This window comes from Caulobacter sp. 602-1, from assembly GCF_003931565.1.
Taxonomy (GTDB): Bacteria; Pseudomonadota; Alphaproteobacteria; order Caulobacterales; family Caulobacteraceae; genus Caulobacter.
Window position 1 is genome coordinate 465,581 of the sequence record NZ_RRYI01000002.1, and the last position, 15,691, is coordinate 481,271.

Annotated in this window: 17 protein-coding genes; 6 read left to right on the forward strand and 11 right to left on the reverse strand. The window is 67.5% G+C overall.

All coding sequences use genetic code 11. The features are described from left to right. Positions 1–11: 11 nt before the first annotated feature. From EIK80_RS06810 to EIK80_RS06820, 3 genes are all read right to left on the reverse strand, one after another. Positions 12–1,454, reverse strand: a complete 1,443-nt coding sequence (locus EIK80_RS06810) for an MFS transporter (RefSeq protein ID WP_125156218.1) — start codon at positions 1,452–1,454, stop codon at positions 12–14. 100 nt (positions 1,455–1,554) lie between these two features. Further along, complete coding sequence (locus EIK80_RS06815; protein WP_099580360.1) at positions 1,555–1,710, reverse strand: DUF3309 family protein; 156 nt, start codon at positions 1,708–1,710, stop codon at positions 1,555–1,557. Between the two features lie 104 nt (positions 1,711–1,814). Then, the gene (locus tag EIK80_RS06820) at positions 1,815–2,210 is read right to left on the reverse strand and encodes a DUF983 domain-containing protein (RefSeq protein ID WP_125156219.1); all 396 of its coding nucleotides are present in this window, start codon (positions 2,208–2,210) and stop codon (positions 1,815–1,817) included. Between the two features lie 289 nt (positions 2,211–2,499). Here EIK80_RS06820 and EIK80_RS26065 point away from each other — a divergent pair, with 289 nt between their 5' ends. Continuing rightward, positions 2,500–2,670: a hypothetical protein gene (locus EIK80_RS26065; protein WP_158624645.1), complete on the forward strand. Its 171-nt coding sequence runs from the start codon at positions 2,500–2,502 to the stop codon at positions 2,668–2,670. 2 nt (positions 2,671–2,672) lie between these two features. On the opposite strand, the gene EIK80_RS06825 is transcribed toward EIK80_RS26065, so the two are convergent. From EIK80_RS06825 to EIK80_RS06840, 4 genes are all read right to left on the reverse strand, one after another. Next, positions 2,673–2,810 carry an entericidin A/B family lipoprotein gene (locus tag EIK80_RS06825; RefSeq protein ID WP_099580356.1) on the reverse strand — a complete coding sequence of 46 codons (138 nt, stop codon included), beginning with the start codon at positions 2,808–2,810 and terminating at the stop codon, positions 2,673–2,675. A gap of 81 nt (positions 2,811–2,891) precedes the next feature. Continuing rightward, positions 2,892–3,332 (reverse strand): beta/gamma crystallin-related protein, encoded by a 441-nt coding sequence (locus EIK80_RS06830; protein WP_125156220.1) that lies wholly within the window; start codon positions 3,330–3,332, stop codon positions 2,892–2,894. Between the two features lie 12 nt (positions 3,333–3,344). Further along, positions 3,345–3,944, reverse strand: coding sequence for a beta/gamma crystallin family protein (locus EIK80_RS06835; protein ID WP_125156221.1), 600 nt, complete (start codon positions 3,942–3,944; stop codon positions 3,345–3,347). Between the two features lie 93 nt (positions 3,945–4,037). Further along, positions 4,038–6,140: an acylase gene (locus EIK80_RS06840; protein WP_125156222.1), complete on the reverse strand. Its 2,103-nt coding sequence runs from the start codon at positions 6,138–6,140 to the stop codon at positions 4,038–4,040. Between the two features lie 175 nt (positions 6,141–6,315). On the opposite strand from EIK80_RS06840, the gene EIK80_RS06845 reads away from it, so the two are divergent. Next, complete coding sequence (locus tag EIK80_RS06845; protein ID WP_125156223.1) at positions 6,316–7,077, forward strand: class I SAM-dependent methyltransferase; 762 nt, start codon at positions 6,316–6,318, stop codon at positions 7,075–7,077. A 140-nt stretch (positions 7,078–7,217) separates the two neighbouring features. Here the strand turns inward: EIK80_RS06845 and EIK80_RS06850 are convergent, their stop codons facing one another. Further along, positions 7,218–8,306, reverse strand: a complete 1,089-nt coding sequence (locus EIK80_RS06850) for a L,D-transpeptidase (RefSeq protein ID WP_125156224.1) — start codon at positions 8,304–8,306, stop codon at positions 7,218–7,220. A gap of 90 nt (positions 8,307–8,396) precedes the next feature. On the opposite strand from EIK80_RS06850, the gene EIK80_RS26955 reads away from it, so the two are divergent. Next, positions 8,397–9,479: a D-alanyl-D-alanine carboxypeptidase family protein gene (locus EIK80_RS26955; protein ID WP_125156225.1), complete on the forward strand. Its 1,083-nt coding sequence runs from the start codon at positions 8,397–8,399 to the stop codon at positions 9,477–9,479. Here EIK80_RS26955 and EIK80_RS06860 read toward each other — a convergent pair. Both EIK80_RS06860 and EIK80_RS06865 read right to left on the reverse strand, forming a co-directional pair. Continuing rightward, entirely contained in the window at positions 9,409–10,029 is a 621-nt protein-coding gene (locus EIK80_RS06860) for a glutathione S-transferase family protein (RefSeq protein WP_125156226.1), read from the reverse strand. The two genes, EIK80_RS26955 and EIK80_RS06860, sit on opposite strands and share 71 nt — an antisense overlap. Further along, entirely contained in the window at positions 10,026–10,199 is a 174-nt protein-coding gene (locus tag EIK80_RS06865; protein ID WP_125156634.1) for a hypothetical protein, read from the reverse strand. The genes EIK80_RS06860 and EIK80_RS06865 overlap by 4 nt, the downstream gene beginning before the upstream one ends. A 63-nt stretch (positions 10,200–10,262) precedes the next feature. On the opposite strand from EIK80_RS06865, the gene EIK80_RS06870 reads away from it, so the two are divergent. The 3 genes from EIK80_RS06870 (at position 10,263) to EIK80_RS06880 (ending at position 13,688) form a co-directional block, all read left to right on the forward strand. Continuing rightward, the gene (locus tag EIK80_RS06870) at positions 10,263–10,832 is read left to right on the forward strand and encodes a hypothetical protein (protein ID WP_125156227.1); all 570 of its coding nucleotides are present in this window, start codon (positions 10,263–10,265) and stop codon (positions 10,830–10,832) included. Between the two features lie 39 nt (positions 10,833–10,871). After that, positions 10,872–11,648 (forward strand): DUF3883 domain-containing protein, encoded by a 777-nt coding sequence (locus tag EIK80_RS06875; RefSeq protein WP_125156635.1) that lies wholly within the window; start codon positions 10,872–10,874, stop codon positions 11,646–11,648. 249 nt (positions 11,649–11,897) lie between these two features. Continuing rightward, positions 11,898–13,688: a methyl-accepting chemotaxis protein gene (locus EIK80_RS06880; protein ID WP_125156228.1), complete on the forward strand. Its 1,791-nt coding sequence runs from the start codon at positions 11,898–11,900 to the stop codon at positions 13,686–13,688. Between the two features lie 99 nt (positions 13,689–13,787). Here the strand turns inward: EIK80_RS06880 and lepA are convergent, their stop codons facing one another. Continuing rightward, positions 13,788–15,596 (reverse strand): translation elongation factor 4, encoded by a 1,809-nt coding sequence (gene lepA / locus EIK80_RS06885; protein WP_125156229.1) that lies wholly within the window; start codon positions 15,594–15,596, stop codon positions 13,788–13,790. Between the last annotated feature and the right edge of the window lie 95 nt (positions 15,597–15,691).

Sequence of the window (15,691 nt, forward strand, 5' to 3'; positions counted from 1 at the left end):
GAAAACGCCGATCAATCCTCGTGGATCAGACTATTGCGCATCGTGTCCTTCAGGAGGACCGAGCAGACGAGGCCGACCGTCATCACCGCCGCGACATAGAGATAGAAGGCGCTCTCCATCTCTTCGTGCTTGAAGGCCAGTGCGACCATCTCGGCCGTGCCCCCGAACAGGACATTGGCCAGGGCGTAGGGCAAGGCTACGCCCAGGGCGCGGATCTCGGCCGGGAACATCTCGGCCTTCACCACGGCGCTGATCGAGGTGTAGCAGGACTGGAAGGCCATGCCGGCCAGGATCAGCGCCAGGGCGCTCGACACCGAGGTCGCGTGGCTGATGCCGGTCATGATCGGCCAGATGGTCAGGGCGCCGCCGCCGAAGGCGAGGATCAGCATCGGCTTGCGCCCCAACCGGTCCGACAGCCAGCCGGCCAGGGGCTGGGCCAGCATGAAGCCGATCATGCTGAGCGCGCTGATCTCTGACGCCTGGCCCTTGCTGAAGCCGGCCGTGTTGACCAGGAACTTCTGCATATAGGTCGTGTAGACATAGAAGGTCAGCGAGCCGCCGGCTGTCAGGCCCATGATCAGCAGGCTCTCGCGCGGATGGCGGCGGACCAGCGGCACGATCAGCGACACGAAGAACGCCAGCAGGAACAACGCGCCCAGATACTGGCCGGGCTTGGCCAGCGGGCCAGTCGTGACGCCCAAGACGCCGGCGATCACCGTCAGCGCCAGGAAGACGGCGGCGCTGGCCACCTGGCCGCGCGAAAGGCTCTCGCGCTGCGCGGAGCGCTTGAAGGCGATGCTCTCCTCCAGGCCTCGACGGATCCAGAACACCACCACGGCCAGGATCGCGCCAATGATGAAGGGGATGCGCCAGCCCCAGGCCTTCAGTTCGGCCTCGCCGAGGGTTCGCTGCAGGACGATCAGCACGCCCAGCGCGATCAACTGGCCGGCGATCAGGGTCACGTAGTGGAAGCTGGACCAGAAGCCGCGGCGGTTCTTGCCGGCCATCTCGCTCATATAGGTGGCGCTGGCCCCGTACTCGCCGCCCACCGACAGGCCCTGCAGCACGCGTGCGAACAGGAGTATGGCCGGGGCCCACAGGCCGATGGCGTTGAAGCCGGGGGTCACGGCGATGATCAGCGCCCCGCCGCACATCAGGGCCACAGACGCCGACAGGGCGGCGCGGCGGCCAGCGTGGTCGGCGTACATCCCCATCAGCCAGGCGCCGACAGGACGGGCCACGAAACCCAGGAAGAAGACCGCCGCCGCCTGCAGCAGCTGCACGGTCTGGTCGCCCTTAGGAAAGAAGGCGGGCGCGAAATACAGGGTGAAGGCGGCGTAGGCGAACCAGTCGTACCATTCGACCAGATTGCCGGCGGAGCCGCCCAGGATGGCCTTGGCGCGGGCCACGGGCGACAGTCGCGCTCCGGATGCCGCGTCGGCGCTCGCCGTCATGTGAACTCCCCTCCCGTTTGGGAGGGGAGCTTAGGCGAACCGCGTTCCGGAGCAACCACCGGCTCATCGCATTGGATGATCCGGCTCTCCGGAAGAGGCGCTAGATGCGGCCGAGCAGAACCAGGATGATCAGAATGATGAGGATCAGGCCCAGGCCGCCTGAGGGGAAGTAGCCCCACGAACGACTGTGCCCCCAGGTCGGCAGCGCGCCGATCAGGGCCAGGATCAGGATGATGATGAGGATCGTGCCGAGCATGGTCCGAAAGTCCTAGAAGCCCGCGTCCGCCACCACGGCGACGCTAGGGTCTTGCATTCGGAATACGCGGCGGCGCTTGTCGGTTCCGCGCCGTTTGGTTCCGCCTAGGCGGGGGTGTCTTCGGCCTTGCGCAGGCGGATGGCCCACAGCGCCCCGATCACCGCGCCCTTGACGCGCGGCAGCAGCAACAGGGTCAGGGCGGCCAGCGTCGTCAGGCAGATGGGCGCGACGATCAGCGGCGGACCCTCCCAGATCACCGGGAAGAACAGCAATGGGGCCACGACCAGGTGGCCGACCAGCAGGATCGTGAAATAGGCCGGGCCGTCATCGGCCGGGTAGCTGCCCAGTTCGTGGCCGCAGGCCTCGCACACCGGCTCGACCTTCAGGTAGGCGCGATACAGACGGCCCTCGCCGCAGTTGGGGCAGCGATGTCGCACGCCGCGCGTAAGGCCGACGAGCAGGGGCGATGCGGAGGACTGAAGCTCTGACATGCCACCCATATGCGCTTTCGGATCCGGCGGGAAAAGGGCGACCAGCCGTCGCACGGCGACGTTATGCCCAAGCTTGTCGTGAGATCTTGTATATTTTTGCGGTCATTGGAGCGGGATGCGCCGCGAAATCGGCTTCGATCAAACGGTGCAAACGATATCTGGACGGCGCGGGCGCAGATCCTGTTCTACGCTGGTTATTTCAAAAGCCGCGTCCCGGGACCTTCGGCCTTGGTCCAAGGTCTCTGGAACAGTTGTGGAGAGCCCGCGTTGGTCGTCTGAATTGCAGCCGAGACGCGCCATGACGCCAGACCGCCCTACCAAACCCGAAGCCGGTCAGGAGACGCCGCCGCGCAAGGGCGCCGGCGCCTCCAAGGCCGAACACGCCGTCCGTCACGCATCGGACGCCGCCGTCGCTCCACATGAAAAGCGAGCGATCGGCGCGGAGACCTCGCGCGAGGAAGACGCCTAGGATCAGTGCTTGGCGTCGCGGGCGGCGCCGGCGACAGCCTTGCCGGCCGACGAGACGTCGCGGCCGGCGCCTTCGATGGTGTTGCAGGCCGAAACCAGCAGGGCGGCCGCGGCGGCGGCGAGAACGACGAACTTACGCATAGATCAGAGCTCCAGCTTGGAAGGCGGCGGACCTTAACCGTGGGCCGCGTCGAGCTTCAAGAGCCCGGCGCGGCTTAAGGATCAGCGCACCCGGCGGACCGAGCTGTAGCGATCGTTCTGTTTCTTGGGCAGGCTGGCCATGTCGTAGTCGTAGCGCCAGCACTTGCCCTGGTAGTAGGCGTGCTCGCAGAACTCCCAAGTCCCGCGCGAGATGCGCATGGACGAGACGCGGTCGTTGAAGCCCAGGCGCGACAGGTCGGGCGTGTCACCGCGCAGGGGGCGGGCCTCGCCGCGGAAGCCGTCGTGCTCGAACAGCACGACCTGGCCGCCGGGACCCCAACGGTCGCCCCGCCGGTCATCACGCCGATCGTCGCGACGGTCATCACGTCTGTCGTCACGACGATCATAGCGATCATAGCGATCATAGCGATCGTAGCGGTCTTGGTAACGGTCCTGGGCGACGGCGCCGGTGGCGACCAGGGCCATGGCCCCGCAAGCGATCAGGAAGGCGATGTTGCGCATGATGGCGATCTCCTAGCGGACGCGACGGATCGAACTGATCGCGTCGTTCCATTCCCGGGGCAGGATGGCCTGGTCGGCGTCCAGACGGCTGCAGCGGCCTTGGTAGTTGGCGTGCTCGCAGATCTCCCAGCGACCGCTGGCGCGGCCGATCTGGATCGACGAGGCCCTGTCGTTGAACTTCACGGCGCCGAGGTCGGGCATGTCGCCGTTCACCTCGAAGGCGCGGCCCTGGTAGTTGGGATCCTCAAACAGCACGACCCCGTCTCGGGGACGACCGCCGCCGCCATTGTTCCAGCCGCCGCCGTTGTTGCCGCCCCAGCCGCCGCCTTGGCCAGGACCATTGAATCCGGCGCACTGCAGACGCCCGTCGCGGTTCTCCAGACCCTGGCCGCCGCAGTCGCGCGCGCGCGCGCTGCTCCACTCCCAGCCGCCGCGGCTGCTTTGGCAACGCGCCCAGACCTGGCCGTTGAAGGCCGTGATCTCGCGGCAGGACTGCGTGTAGGAGCCGCGCGGCGGATCGTCATAGCGGCCGTTCCAGTTCGGCGCCTGGGCCGAGGCCGCGCCCGCGAACGCGACAACGGAAAGGGCCATCAGGCCAAGGGTCTTGCGCATGTCTCTGTTTCCCCACCAAAGAAGGCTTCGTCATGTGAAGCCCAGCTAACCGTCCCCCAACTGAACGGCGCCTGAACGGTCTAGCTCTGAGAGTTAACGCTCGCCCGGGCGGTAGTCGACCTTGACGTGTCCTTTCAGCTGCTGCTCGGTGAACCAGACCGGCTTGGTCTTCATGGCCACGAACAGCGGTGTCTGGTCGGCATAGTGGGGCGAGTTGGCGTCCAGGGTGGCCGAGCCGAACTGGTGGATGCTCTCCGAGCGCAGCGCCCCGGCCTTGTCCCAGGTGACGAACATGATGAAGGTGTCGCCGCCATCGGCGGTGGTCGTGCCGTCCATCTCCGGCTTGCCCCAGACCGAGCGATAGGTGTCCGCGGCGCCGTCGATCGGCAGGTTCACCGTTCCGCGCCGGATGCGATTGACCTCGCCCCACTCGGGATCCAGGCGACCAAAGTGGGCCTTCAGCGTCTTGATCGCCGCCTGGAGGCTGGCCAGCGGCGTCGGCGCCGGATCGTCGTTCGAGCGGGCGAACAGGATCGGCTGGGTCATCAGCGCCGCCAGGGCCGCGCCGCGATCGTGGATGTCGGCCTTCTTGTCCCACGCGCGCAGGATTTCCTGCGCCTTGGCGAGATCGGCGTCGCCCTTGGGGTCGATCGCGGTGACCTCGCGGACCATCTCCATCACCGACGAGCGGTCGCTGAACGCCACGTCGAACTTGTGGGCGCGGAAGCTCGTGTCGGTGATCGCGTGGTCGATCCCGAAGGTTTCCAGCGCCCGCCAGGCGCGATTGGTCATGTTGGTCTGCAGGCCCATCGAGGCGGGAAAGGCCTCGGGCTTGAGATTGTCGGCCGCCTCGCTGGCCTGGAACGGGCTGTTGTTGGAGTTGAACACCAGGCCCGACTTCGGATTCCACAGCTGCGGCGTCTGCTCAGGCGGGCGGTAACCCTGCCAGATCAGGTCGGAGCGGTCGCCGGGCAGGATCCCTTTCCAGTCGGCGTCTACCGCGCGGTTCGGATACTGGCCGTTGTGGACGAAGCCGATGTTCCCGGCCCTGTCGGCATAGACGTAATTCAGGCTGGGGATGGCGTGGGTGGCGATGGCCGCGCGCCATTCCACCATCGTCTTGGCCCTGTTCAGCCGCCAGTACTGCAACGGCTGGCGCCACTCGCCCATGCCGGCATAGCGGATGGCGAAGACGCCGTGATCGGTCTCTAGCACCGGTCCGTGGACCGAGCGCAGCACCGCCTTCCTCACCGGCAGCACGATGGGGCCCAGGAGCTTCACGCGCAGGGTGACGTAGCGCTTGTCGAAGTCCTTCCACTGGCCGTCGAGGCGGTACTGGTTCTTGTTGGCCGGATTGAGGGTCAGGCGGTAGACGTCCACGAGGTCGGGCTTGGACACCGTATTGGCCCAGCCGAGATCGGCATTGTGGCCGTGCAGCATGAACGGCGAGCCGGGGAAGAAACCGCCGGCCACGTGCCAGCCTTCGCCGCTCTCGACCACGGCCTCGTACCAGGCGACCGGGCCGGTATAGGGCTGGTGCGAATTGACGAGCAGCCGCGTGGCGCCGTCGGCGTTGCGGGACGGCGCGGTCGCCAGACCGTTCGAGCCCTTGGCCGGCGGCGGCGGGGCGTGCGGTGTCGTGAGGCGCTTCAGCTCCCCGTCCAGCCCGTAGAAGAACGGCTGCTTGAAGACGAAGCCCGCCTCGATGTCGTGGCCGGTCAGAGGCAGCAGGCCCGCCTTGACCTTTTCGGGATGCTTGGCGGCGTAGACGCTGACCCCGTCGGCATAGGCCTCCAGGATCTTGCGAAGGTCGGCGGGCAGTTCGGCATAGTGGGCGTTGGTCGTCGGCCAGACGTCGAGCAGGGCGGTGACGTAGTCGGTCGGCGCGGCGGCCTTTCCCTTGTCGCGGGCCAGCACGCCGCGCGTGGCCAGCACCACGTCCTGCAGGGTGGCGAAGTCGTCCTCGCTCTGGGCGTAGCCGAGACCGAAGGCGGCGTCGGCGTCGGACTTGCCCAGGACGTGCGGCACGCCCCACTCGTCGCGGCGGATGCGGACGTCGTAGGCCTTGGCCTTGTCCAGCAAGGCTTGGCGAGAAGGGGCCTTGGGCAGGCTGGCCTGGTCGATGACGATCAATGTCGCCGCCGCCAGCGCCACGAGCGCCAGCAAGGCGCCAATCCCGCGCAGGATCCACTTCATCCGAGCCTCCCCATCTGGCTTATGAAGCCACCTTGTTTATTGCCGATCATGTCGGGCCTGCTTGGTCGTGCCTAGGGCCGCTTTCGACGAAAGCTGGCTGAAATGTCGCGAGAACGTCGTTCGCCATCCCCAGCTTGGCTGCTAGGTTCGACGCAGCGAAAAGGGAGGCGCGCTCATGGCCCGCAAACACTTGGTTTCGGTACTCGCCGGCGTTCTGGCGATCGGGGCGTTCGGCGCCAGCGGCGGCGCGTTCGCCCAGGTCCCCGCCAATATCGAGAAGGCCCTGGCCGATCCGACGCGTCCGGCCGCCGACACGGCCCGCGACGCCGCCCGCCACCCCGGCGAGATTCTGGCCCTGGCCGAGGTCAAGCCGGGCGACACGGTCATCGACTACATCATGGGCGGCGGCTATTTCACCCGCATCCTGTCGGCCGCCGTCGGTCCCAAGGGCGTGGTCTATGCCTACCAGCCGGCCGAGTTCATCAAGTTCAAGGCCCAGTACGGCGAGGACCAGAAGACGGTCGCGGCCGCTCTCGCCAACGTCAAGCCGCTGAACGGACCGATGACCGCGCTGGACCTGCCGGACGGCGCCGATGTGGTGATCACCGTCCAGAACTATCACGATCAGCACGTGAAGCCGTTTCCGGTCGACACGGCCGCCAAGGCCAATGCCGAGATCTTCAAGTCGCTGAAGCCGGGCGGCGTCTTCCTGGTCATCGATCATGCGGCTCTGCCCGGCGCGACGACCGCGCCGGACGCCCTGCACCGCATCGACATCGCCCAGGTGAAGAGCGAGGTCGAGGCCGCCGGGTTCAAGCTGGAGGCCGAGAGCCCGCTGTTGGCGAGCGCGGCGGATCCGCATACGGCGAGCGTCTTCGACCCGGGCATTCGGGGAAAGACGGATCAGTTCATCCTGAAGTTCCGCAAGCCAAAGTGATGCAAACCCTTGTCATCCCGGAAGCTTCGTAGAGGCTGTCCGGGAACCAGGGGCGGCCGGCACGACGCTCACGCACCCCCCGGGTCCCGGACAAGCCTTGCAGGCTTTCCGGGATGACAATTTTGGTGCGTGTGGAAGGGCTATTTCGCCCGCGCCTCCGCGCCCATGAACACCACCTTGGCGCCCTTGTTCACGGCCGAGCCGAGTTCGGCCGCGTCCCAGTTGGTCAGGCGCACGCAGCCGTGCGAGGCGCGCTTGTTGACCAGCTTGGGATCGGGCGTGCCGTGGATGCCGTAGGTGTCCTTGGTCAGGTCGATCCAGGTCGAGCCCACCGGATTGTTCGGTCCGGCCTTGATGGTCAGCTTGCCCTTGGGCTTGCCGAAGGTCAGGCGCGACGGGTCGTAGGTATAGGTCGGATTCGGGGCCAGGGTGCGCACGGCCCATTCGCCGGACGGGGCGGGGCGCTCGGTGCTGCCGACGGTGGCGGGATAGACCGCGAGCAGGGTGTTGTCCTTGTCGAAGGCGCGGACCTGGCCGATAGCCTTGTCGATCTCGATACGGTCGACCTTGCGATCCAAGGTGTCCGCGCCGGCCGCCGTCACCACGATCGTCGTTCCCGCCGCGCCGAAATCGACGCCGGGATTCAGCGCCTGCAGCAGCGCCTCGTCCATGTGGAAGCGCTCGGCCAGCATCTCAAGCGGGGTCTGGTAGTTCAGGGCCGGCAGCTTGGCCATCGCCTCGTAGTCGTCCTTGGGGATCGGCGGCGAGAACGGGCCGGCCTCGTCCTGGGCGGTGATCGTGTAGTCGACCAGCACCGGCCCGCCGTCTCCGGCGGTCAGGGTGTCGATCAGTTGTTGCGTGATCTGGCCGTCGGCCGTCTGGCCGCGCGAGGCCTGGAAGGCCTTGATCGCCAGGGTCAGGTTCGTACCGTCGCGACCGTCGATGACGCCTGGCGAGAAGTGGGCGCGGTCCAGCAGGGTCTGGACGCGGACCAGCAGATTGCGGTGCGCCTCGGGATCGGTCGCGGCGGGATCGAACGCGGCGGCGTTGATCGTCTGGGCCAGGGGCGAGCTGGCCGCGACGGCCGCCGGCGCGGCGACGACAGGAGGCTGGGCGGGCGCGGACTTCTGGACCGTCTTGGCCGGCGTGGGCTTGGCCGGTGGCTTGTCATCGCAGGCCGACAGGGCCAGCACGGCGATCAGTGCGAAGCGGGAAACCAGGACGGTCATAAGGACTCCAAGACGGAACGACTGCCTCGTCTCAAGACTTGAGCCATGGCGAAGTTCCGTGGGATCGCGAGGCCGGATGCGGGGAATGACTTGAGGGTTCTGCGACGATGGCTTTGGGGCCTTGGCCTTCTGCTGCTGGCGAGCGGCGGGTTCTGGCTGTGGGTGACGTGGCCCAACGGTGCAGCCTCGCCCCCGGGCGTCCAACCGCGCGATGAGCCCGCCTACGCGACGCCGGCGGAACAGCATTTCACCTCGATCGACCCGCCGCCGACGCCCCCGCCGCTGGCGGGCGCGCCGGAGACCTGCGACGGGCGTGACGCTCCCGAGGGCGCCGCCGCCGCCAACGCCGCCTCGCTGTCGAGCCTGGCCTGGAGCCCGTTCGGCAAGCCCGAGACCGGCTGGGAGATCTACGCCCCGCGCATCGCCGCCGAGATCGGCACGACCTGCGGCCCGGGCTCGAACGGTTTCGCCTCGGCCCTGGCGCGTTGGCAGGGCGCGCATGGCCTGCGGGGTACGGGTGTCGTCGACCCGGCGGTGTTCGGGACCATGCTGGTGCGCTGGCACCTGGCGCGACCGTTCGTGCGCGTGAACCGCGAGGGCATGTGCCCCGGCGCGCCGCCCGAGGCCAGCCTCGCTCTGGCCGGCCCCAAGGAGAGCTATGGCGGCAAGGCCATCCGCCTGCGGCCGGGCGCGCTGGAGGCCTATCGAAAGATGGTCGCCGAGGCGCGGGCGGCGGGGGCCTTGCCGAGGCCGGAGTCGCTGACGATCTTCTCGGGCTTCCGGGCCCCGGACGCCGACGCCCAGCGGTGCGCGCGAGACAAGAACTGCCAGGGCTTGAGGCGCACCATCTGCTCCGCCCACCGCACGGGCCTGGCCATGGACGTGGTCATCGACGCCGTGCCGGGCTCGAGGCCCGACAGCTCCGCAGACGCAAACCGGCTCGTCATGGCCCGCTCGTCGGTCTATCGCTGGATGGTCGTGAACGCGCCGCGGTTCGGCTTCGTCAACTACGCCTACGAGCCCTGGCACTGGGAGTGGACGGGCGAGCCGCTATTGCCCGGCGTGCCGATCTCCAGCCTGCCACAGGAAGGCTCCGAGCCGATCACGGAACCCGCGGATCAGCCCACGTCCGAAACGCCGGCCTATGGCTCAGCCGCTCGTAATAGGCGGTAAGCGTGGGCCAGTCCTCGCGCTCGATCGGACTGAACAGCCAGCGATGCACCGACAGGCCCAGCACGATATCCGCGAGCGTGAAGGTGTCGCCAGCGACATACGCCCCGGTGTCTACCAGCCGCGCGCTGAGCAGGCCCATGGCCGTGTTCCACGCCGCGACGCTGGTCGCGATCTGCTTGGGATCGTCGAAGCCGGGCGTCTTGCGGACCAGGCCGGCGAAAGCGTAGCGCCAGGCGGTGTTCAGCTCGGTGCACTGCCAGTCCATCCACTGGTCGACCAGCGCGCGTTGGCGGCGGTCGGCCGGGAACAGCGGCGTGTCGGCCGCCACGTAGCGGCAGATAGCGTTGCTTTCCCAGACCGGGCCATGCTCATCGATCAGCACCGGCACCAGGGCGTTGGGGTTCAGCGCGACGAACTTCGGGTCGCTGGTGGGCGCGAAGCCCTGGCCCCAGTCCTCGCGCTCATAGGCCAGGCCCAGTTCGTCCAGGGTCCAGAGGACCTTACGGACGTTGATGGACGAGGCGCGCCCGAGGACCTTGGGGATCGTCACCGGGTCATCCAGGGCTTCGACTTGCCGGTCGGGGCCGCGGCGCTGGCGCGCTCAACCTTGCCGGTCGAGGCCTTGGCCCCGTGGCCGTGCTTGCCCTGGGCGGCCTTCTTCAGGCGCAGGGCGCGCTGCATCGGCGTCTCGTCGGCGGGGACTTCGGTTTTGTCGGTCATGAAGGCGATGTAGGCCTGTGAAGGCGCCTTGAGAAGGCCGCGCTTGAGGGTCACTTTGGAAAGATGTCGCGCCGCCGTTCGGTTCCCGTCCTGATCGCTTTCGCCATGTTGGCCGCCGCGGGCGCGCACGCCCAGACGAAGCCGGCTCCGGAAGCCCCCAACACCGTCTCGCCCGTCCTGATCCTGCCGCCGACCCTGCCGCCGAACCTGGTCTCGACCTATCCGGCCCAGGACCAGACCGTGCCGCCGGGCGTGCTGATCCTCAAGGCCGCCTTCGACCAGCAGATGTCGCCGAGCGTCTGGAACTATGCCCCCGCGCCGGGCGCGGAGCCGATGGACTGCGTGAAGACGCCCCGGTTGCTGGGCGATCAGAAGACCTTCGTCCTATTGTGCCGGGTGCTGGCCAACCGCACCTATGGCGTGACCTTCAATGCCGAGCGGACCGGCGGTTTCGCCAATCTCGGCGAGAACCCGGCCCATACCGCCGTGCTGACCTTCAAGGTCGACGCCGACGCGCCGGTGACCACCGTGCGCCGCGCCATGGAGGCCGCCAAGCTGCAGGCCGACCAGATGCCCGTGCAGGACGCGCCCATGGCCGTGGCGGGCGCGATGAAACAGCCAAGTTTACCCTAGCTTGTGGCGAAACACTCCGTCGTGACGCATCATCGTCCGATGACGGGGGAATCGGGGCGCGAGTGGACGGGGGCTGACCTCGCCGTGGTGGTGGGCGACTATGTCGCCCAGCTGGAGAAGACGCTCGCCGGCAAGCCCGTCGATCGCGGCGCTCACGATCGCGCCGTCCGCTTCGTCACAGGCAAGTCCGACATGCCGATCACCTGGAAGCAGGGCGAGATCTCGGCGGTGCTGTCGCTGATCGGCCTGCCGATCCTGCGCGACCAGCCGCCGCGCTGGTCGTACGACGCCGCGCTGCTGGAAGCGGTCGAGGAGCAGCTGGCCGCCAAGCCGGCCCTGCTCAGCGCCGCCGTTCGCCCCGCCTCGCTGTTCACCGCCCCGCCGGCCGTGCCGCTGATCGAGGCCGCGCCGCCCCGGCCGATGCCGATGGACGAGCGCCTGATCCGGGTGATCCAGCGCTTCGACATGGGCGGGCGCGAGGCCGACGATCGTTTTCTGAAGGGGCTGGGCGTCTCCAGCATCATCGCCTTCGAGGCCCGCCGCCTGTCCGATCGCGGTCGACCCGACCTGGCGGCGAAGATCCGTCCGTCTCGCGACGGCGATCCGGACGGCTGCGACGTGATCGGTTTTGGCCTGGACGAGACCCCGCGCCTGATCGTGGTCAAGACCACCCTTTCGGGCGAGGTCTCTCCCTTCGGCCTCAGCCAGGCCGAGTTCGACCTCGCCGAGGCCCGCCCCGAAGCCTTCCGCATCCGCCGCGTCTACGGCCTGCTGGGCGAGGCGCGGTTCTACAGGATGAAGCCGCCGTTCGGGTGAGGGCTTCCAGACTCCGAAGCCGACGCGGCCAGTCGGACAGGGCGCGGCGGCTCAGACCGTGCGGAGCAGCTTCGCGCGATATGTAAGGCGCAACTGGCGAGCGCTGCTATGCGCCAGGACTGACCATGTGGGGTTAGGCCGGAATGCAGACCCTCCTGAAAACGCGACTAACTGACGCGGAAGGCCCAAGCCAAAGTCTCCGTTAAGATCACGCGTGAGCATCTTGGCCCGCAATCAGCGAGGTTCGACATGTTTGGCTCCCTAAAGATCGCCCACAAGCTCGTGGCGGCCTTCGCCGTGCTGGTGACTCTGGTGGCCCTGGTCTGCGTTCTGGTCCTAGCCGGCGAGCAAACCATCAAGGCCAGGGCGGCCGAGGATCGCCGCGACCTGACGCGCGAAAGCCTCATGGCCAAGGCCACCGACGCCTTGGTCGAGCAGCAGAACGCGGTGCGTGGCTATCTGGCGACCAACGATCCGTCGTTCCTCAAGCGCTACAACGGTTTCAAGGCCGACTATGCGGCGGCGCTCAAGGTCCTGGTCGCTGAGGCGACCGACGACGGCGACAAGGACCGTTTGACGCGCTTCGACGCCGCCGTTCAAACCTTCTCGAAGGAGACTGATCTCCAGATCGCCAAGGGTGGCGATCCCGCCAAGCTGGAAGCGGCCCGCGCATCGCTGCTGACCGCGGGGCGCCTCACCGCCACCCGCAAGGTTGTCAAGGAGATCGCCGCGGCGTCCGCGTCCGCGCGGAGCCAGCGTGAGGCCTCGTTGTCGGCGCTCTATTACTGGGCTGAAATTGGCCTGGTCATCGTTGGCCTGCTGACGATCGGTCTCGCCTGCGCCATGGGCTGGATTCTCACCCGGGCGATCGCCAATCCAGTCCGCGACATGACCCGCACGATGCGCAGTCTGGCGGCCGGCGACAACACCGTCGAAGTGCCCGCCGTGGGACGAGGCGATGAGATCGGGCAGATGGCCGACGCTGTTCTGGCTTTCAAGCAATCGGCGATCGACAAGCTGAAGGTGGAGCAAGAGGCGGAGGATCAGCGACAGGCGGCCGAACGCGACCGTGCGGTCCATGACGCCGAGCGCGCCGCCCACGCCCGTGAACAGGCGATCGTGGTGGAACATTTGGGGGTGGCGTTGGATCGTCTGGCGGCCGGCGATCTCACCTATAAGATCCAGACCGGATTTCCCGCTACCGCCGCCAAGCTGAAGGAAGACTTCAACGCGGCCATCCAGCATCTCAACATCGCGATGGCGGCGATCAACGGCGGCGCGAGCAGCATCCTCAGTGGCTCGTCCGAGATCAGCAAGGCCGCCGATCAGTTGGCCCAGCGCACCGAACGCCAGGCCGCAAGCATAGAGCAGACCGCCGCCGCGCTCGAAGAACTGCTGGCGACGGTCCGCCGCTCGGCCGACGGCGCCGCCTCGGCTCAGACTCAGGTCCAGACCGCGCGCGACGACGCCGAGCGCGGCGGCGCCATTGTCGGCAAGGCGATAGTCGCCATGAGCGCCATCGAAAAGTCTTCTCGCGAGATCGAACAGATTCTCAGCGTCATCGACGAGATCGCGTTCCAGACGAACCTCCTGGCGCTCAACGCCGGGGTCGAGGCCGCCCGGGCCGGCGACGCAGGTCGAGGCTTCGCCGTGGTCGCTCAAGAGGTTCGCGCCCTCGCCCAGCGCTCGGCGGAAGCCGCCAAGGAGATCAAAAGCCTGATACTGGCCAGTTCGGACCATGTGGAGAGCGGCGTTTTGCTCGTCAGCCAGACGGGCGAGGCGCTGGAGCGGATCGTCGGCGGCGTCAGGCAGTCGGCCCAGGTCATGGAGCAGATCGCCGCTGCAGCCCAGGAGCAGTCGCAGGGACTGGGCGAGGTCGCTGTCGCGGTCAATCAGATGGATCAGGTTACGCAGCAGAACGCCGCCATGGTCGAGGAATCCACCGCCGCCAGCCGGTCTCTGGCCGACGAGGCGCACGAGTTGGCGCGGCGCGTGGGGCACTTCACCATCGACGCCGCCGCCGCAAAGTTGGCGGCTTAGACTCTATCTCCGCCGCCGCAGCCGGGGTCCACAGAAAACACCCCCGCCGGCTTTCGCTGGCGAGGGCGTTCAAGCTCAGATCGGTCGGCGTCGGCTCGATCAATCCTCGTCCATCTTCAGCGCGGCGATGAAGGCTTCCTGCGGGATTTCGACCTTGCCGAACTGGCGCATGCGCTTCTTGCCGGCCTTCTGCTTGTCCAGCAGCTTGCGCTTGCGCGAGGCGTCGCCGCCGTAGCACTTGGCGGTCACGTCCTTGCGCAGGGCGCGGACGGTTTCGCGGGCGATGATCCGGCCGCCGATGGCCGCCTGGATCGGGATGACGAACATGTGCTGCGGGATGAGCTCCTTCATCTTCTCGCACATGCCGCGGCCGCGGCTCTCGGCGCGGTCGCGGTGGACCAGCATGGAGAGGGCGTCGACCGGCTCGGCGTTGACCAGGATCGACATCTTCACCAGGTCGCCGACCCGGTAGTCCTCGACCTGGTAGTCGAAGCTGGCATAGCCCTTCGAGATCGACTTCAGGCGGTCGTAGAAGTCGAACACCACCTCGTTCAGCGGCAGGTCGTAGACGACCATGGCGCGGTTGCCGACATAGCTGAGCTCGCGCTGCATGCCGCGACGGTCCTGGCACAGCTTGATCACGCCGCCGAGATATTCGTCGGGGGTGAAGATGGTGGCCTTGATCCAGGGCTCGCTGATGCTCTCGATCTGCATCACGTCGGGCAGGTCGGCGGGGTTGTGGAGTTCCTTCTCCGTGCCGTCGCGCATGTGGATCTTGTAGACGACCGACGGGGCCGTCGCGATCAGGTCGAGGTCGAACTCGCGAGACAGGCGCTCCTGGATGATCTCCAGGTGCAGCAGGCCCAGGAAGCCGCAGCGGAAGCCGAAGCCCAGGGCGGCGCTGGATTCCATCTCGTAGGTGAAGCTGCCATCGTTGAGGCGCAGCTTGCCGACGGCGGCGCGCAGGTCCTCGAAGTCGGCGGCGTCGACGGGGAAGAGGCCGCAGAACACGACCGGCTGGACTTCCTTGAAGCCCGGCAGGGCCTGGGCGGTCTGCTTCTTTTCGTCCGTGATGGTGTCGCCGACGGCGGCGTCGGCCACTTCCTTGATCGAGGCGGTGAAGAAGCCGACCTCGCCCGGGCCCAGCTCGGCGACGTCGGTGGCCTTGGGCGTGAACACCCCGACCTTGTCGATGCGGTGGGTGGCGCCGGTCTGCATCATGCGGACCTGCTGGCCGGCCTTCAGCGTGCCGTCGAAGATTCGCACCAGCACGACCACGCCCAGATAGGCGTCGTACCAGGCGTCGACCAGCAGGGCCTTCAGCGGCGCGTCGCGGTCGCCCTTGGGGGGCGGCAGGCGCTTGACGATGGCTTCCAGCACGTCGTGGATGCCCAGGCCCGACTTGGCGCTGGCCAGTACGGCGTCGCTGGCGTCCAGGCCGATCAGGTCCTCGATCTGGGCGCGCACGCGCTCGGGCTCGGCGGCGGGCAGGTCGATCTTGTTGAGGACCGGGACGATCTCGTGGTTGTTGTCGATGGCCGAATAGACATTGGCCAGGGTCTGGGCTTCCACGCCTTGCGAGGCGTCGACGACCAGGATCGAGCCTTCGCAGGCGGCCAGGCTGCGGCTGACCTCGTAGGCGAAGTCGACGTGGCCGGGGGTGTCCATCAGGTTGAGGATGTAGTCCTCGCCGTCGTCGGCCTTGTACTTCAGGCGCACGGTCTGCGCCTTGATGGTGATGCCGCGCTCCTTCTCGATGTCCATGTTGTCGAGAACCTGGGCGCTCATCTCGCGCGCGGTCAGGCCGCCGGTCTCCTGGATCAGGCGGTCGGAGAGCGTGCTCTTCCCATGGTCGATATGGGCAACGATCGAAAAGTTGCGGATCTTGTCGAGAGGCGTCGAAGTCATGGCCGTGCGCATAGCACATTTGGCCCGCTTCGCGAGGGCTGAACACGTCCCGTCCGCGGCGACGGGTCGGCCATGCTTAACCGGTCGTTAAGTTT

What these genes read in the sequence shown, in the direction of transcription:
- EIK80_RS06810 (WP_125156218.1), bottom strand. Translation starts at nt 1,454, where the DNA reads ATGACGGCGAGCGCCGACGCGGCATCCGGAGCGCGACTGTCGCCCGTG.
- EIK80_RS06815 (WP_099580360.1), bottom strand. Translation starts at nt 1,710, where the DNA reads ATGCTCGGCACGATCCTCATCATCATCCTGATCCTGGCCCTGATCGGC.
- EIK80_RS06820 (WP_125156219.1), bottom strand. Translation starts at nt 2,210, where the DNA reads ATGGGTGGCATGTCAGAGCTTCAGTCCTCCGCATCGCCCCTGCTCGTC.
- EIK80_RS26065 (WP_158624645.1), top strand. Translation starts at nt 2,500, where the DNA reads ATGACGCCAGACCGCCCTACCAAACCCGAAGCCGGTCAGGAGACGCCG.
- EIK80_RS06825 (WP_099580356.1), bottom strand. Translation starts at nt 2,810, where the DNA reads ATGCGTAAGTTCGTCGTTCTCGCCGCCGCCGCGGCCGCCCTGCTGGTT.
- EIK80_RS06830 (WP_125156220.1), bottom strand. Translation starts at nt 3,332, where the DNA reads ATGCGCAACATCGCCTTCCTGATCGCTTGCGGGGCCATGGCCCTGGTC.
- EIK80_RS06835 (WP_125156221.1), bottom strand. Translation starts at nt 3,944, where the DNA reads ATGCGCAAGACCCTTGGCCTGATGGCCCTTTCCGTTGTCGCGTTCGCG.
- EIK80_RS06840 (WP_125156222.1), bottom strand. Translation starts at nt 6,140, where the DNA reads ATGAAGTGGATCCTGCGCGGGATTGGCGCCTTGCTGGCGCTCGTGGCG.
- EIK80_RS06845 (WP_125156223.1), top strand. Translation starts at nt 6,316, where the DNA reads ATGGCCCGCAAACACTTGGTTTCGGTACTCGCCGGCGTTCTGGCGATC.
- EIK80_RS06850 (WP_125156224.1), bottom strand. Translation starts at nt 8,306, where the DNA reads ATGACCGTCCTGGTTTCCCGCTTCGCACTGATCGCCGTGCTGGCCCTG.
- EIK80_RS06865 (WP_125156634.1), bottom strand. Translation starts at nt 10,199, where the DNA reads ATGACCGACAAAACCGAAGTCCCCGCCGACGAGACGCCGATGCAGCGC.
- EIK80_RS06870 (WP_125156227.1), top strand. Translation starts at nt 10,263, where the DNA reads ATGTCGCGCCGCCGTTCGGTTCCCGTCCTGATCGCTTTCGCCATGTTG.
- EIK80_RS06875 (WP_125156635.1), top strand. Translation starts at nt 10,872, where the DNA reads ATGACGGGGGAATCGGGGCGCGAGTGGACGGGGGCTGACCTCGCCGTG.
- EIK80_RS06880 (WP_125156228.1), top strand. Translation starts at nt 11,898, where the DNA reads ATGTTTGGCTCCCTAAAGATCGCCCACAAGCTCGTGGCGGCCTTCGCC.
- lepA (WP_125156229.1), bottom strand. Translation starts at nt 15,596, where the DNA reads ATGACTTCGACGCCTCTCGACAAGATCCGCAACTTTTCGATCGTTGCC.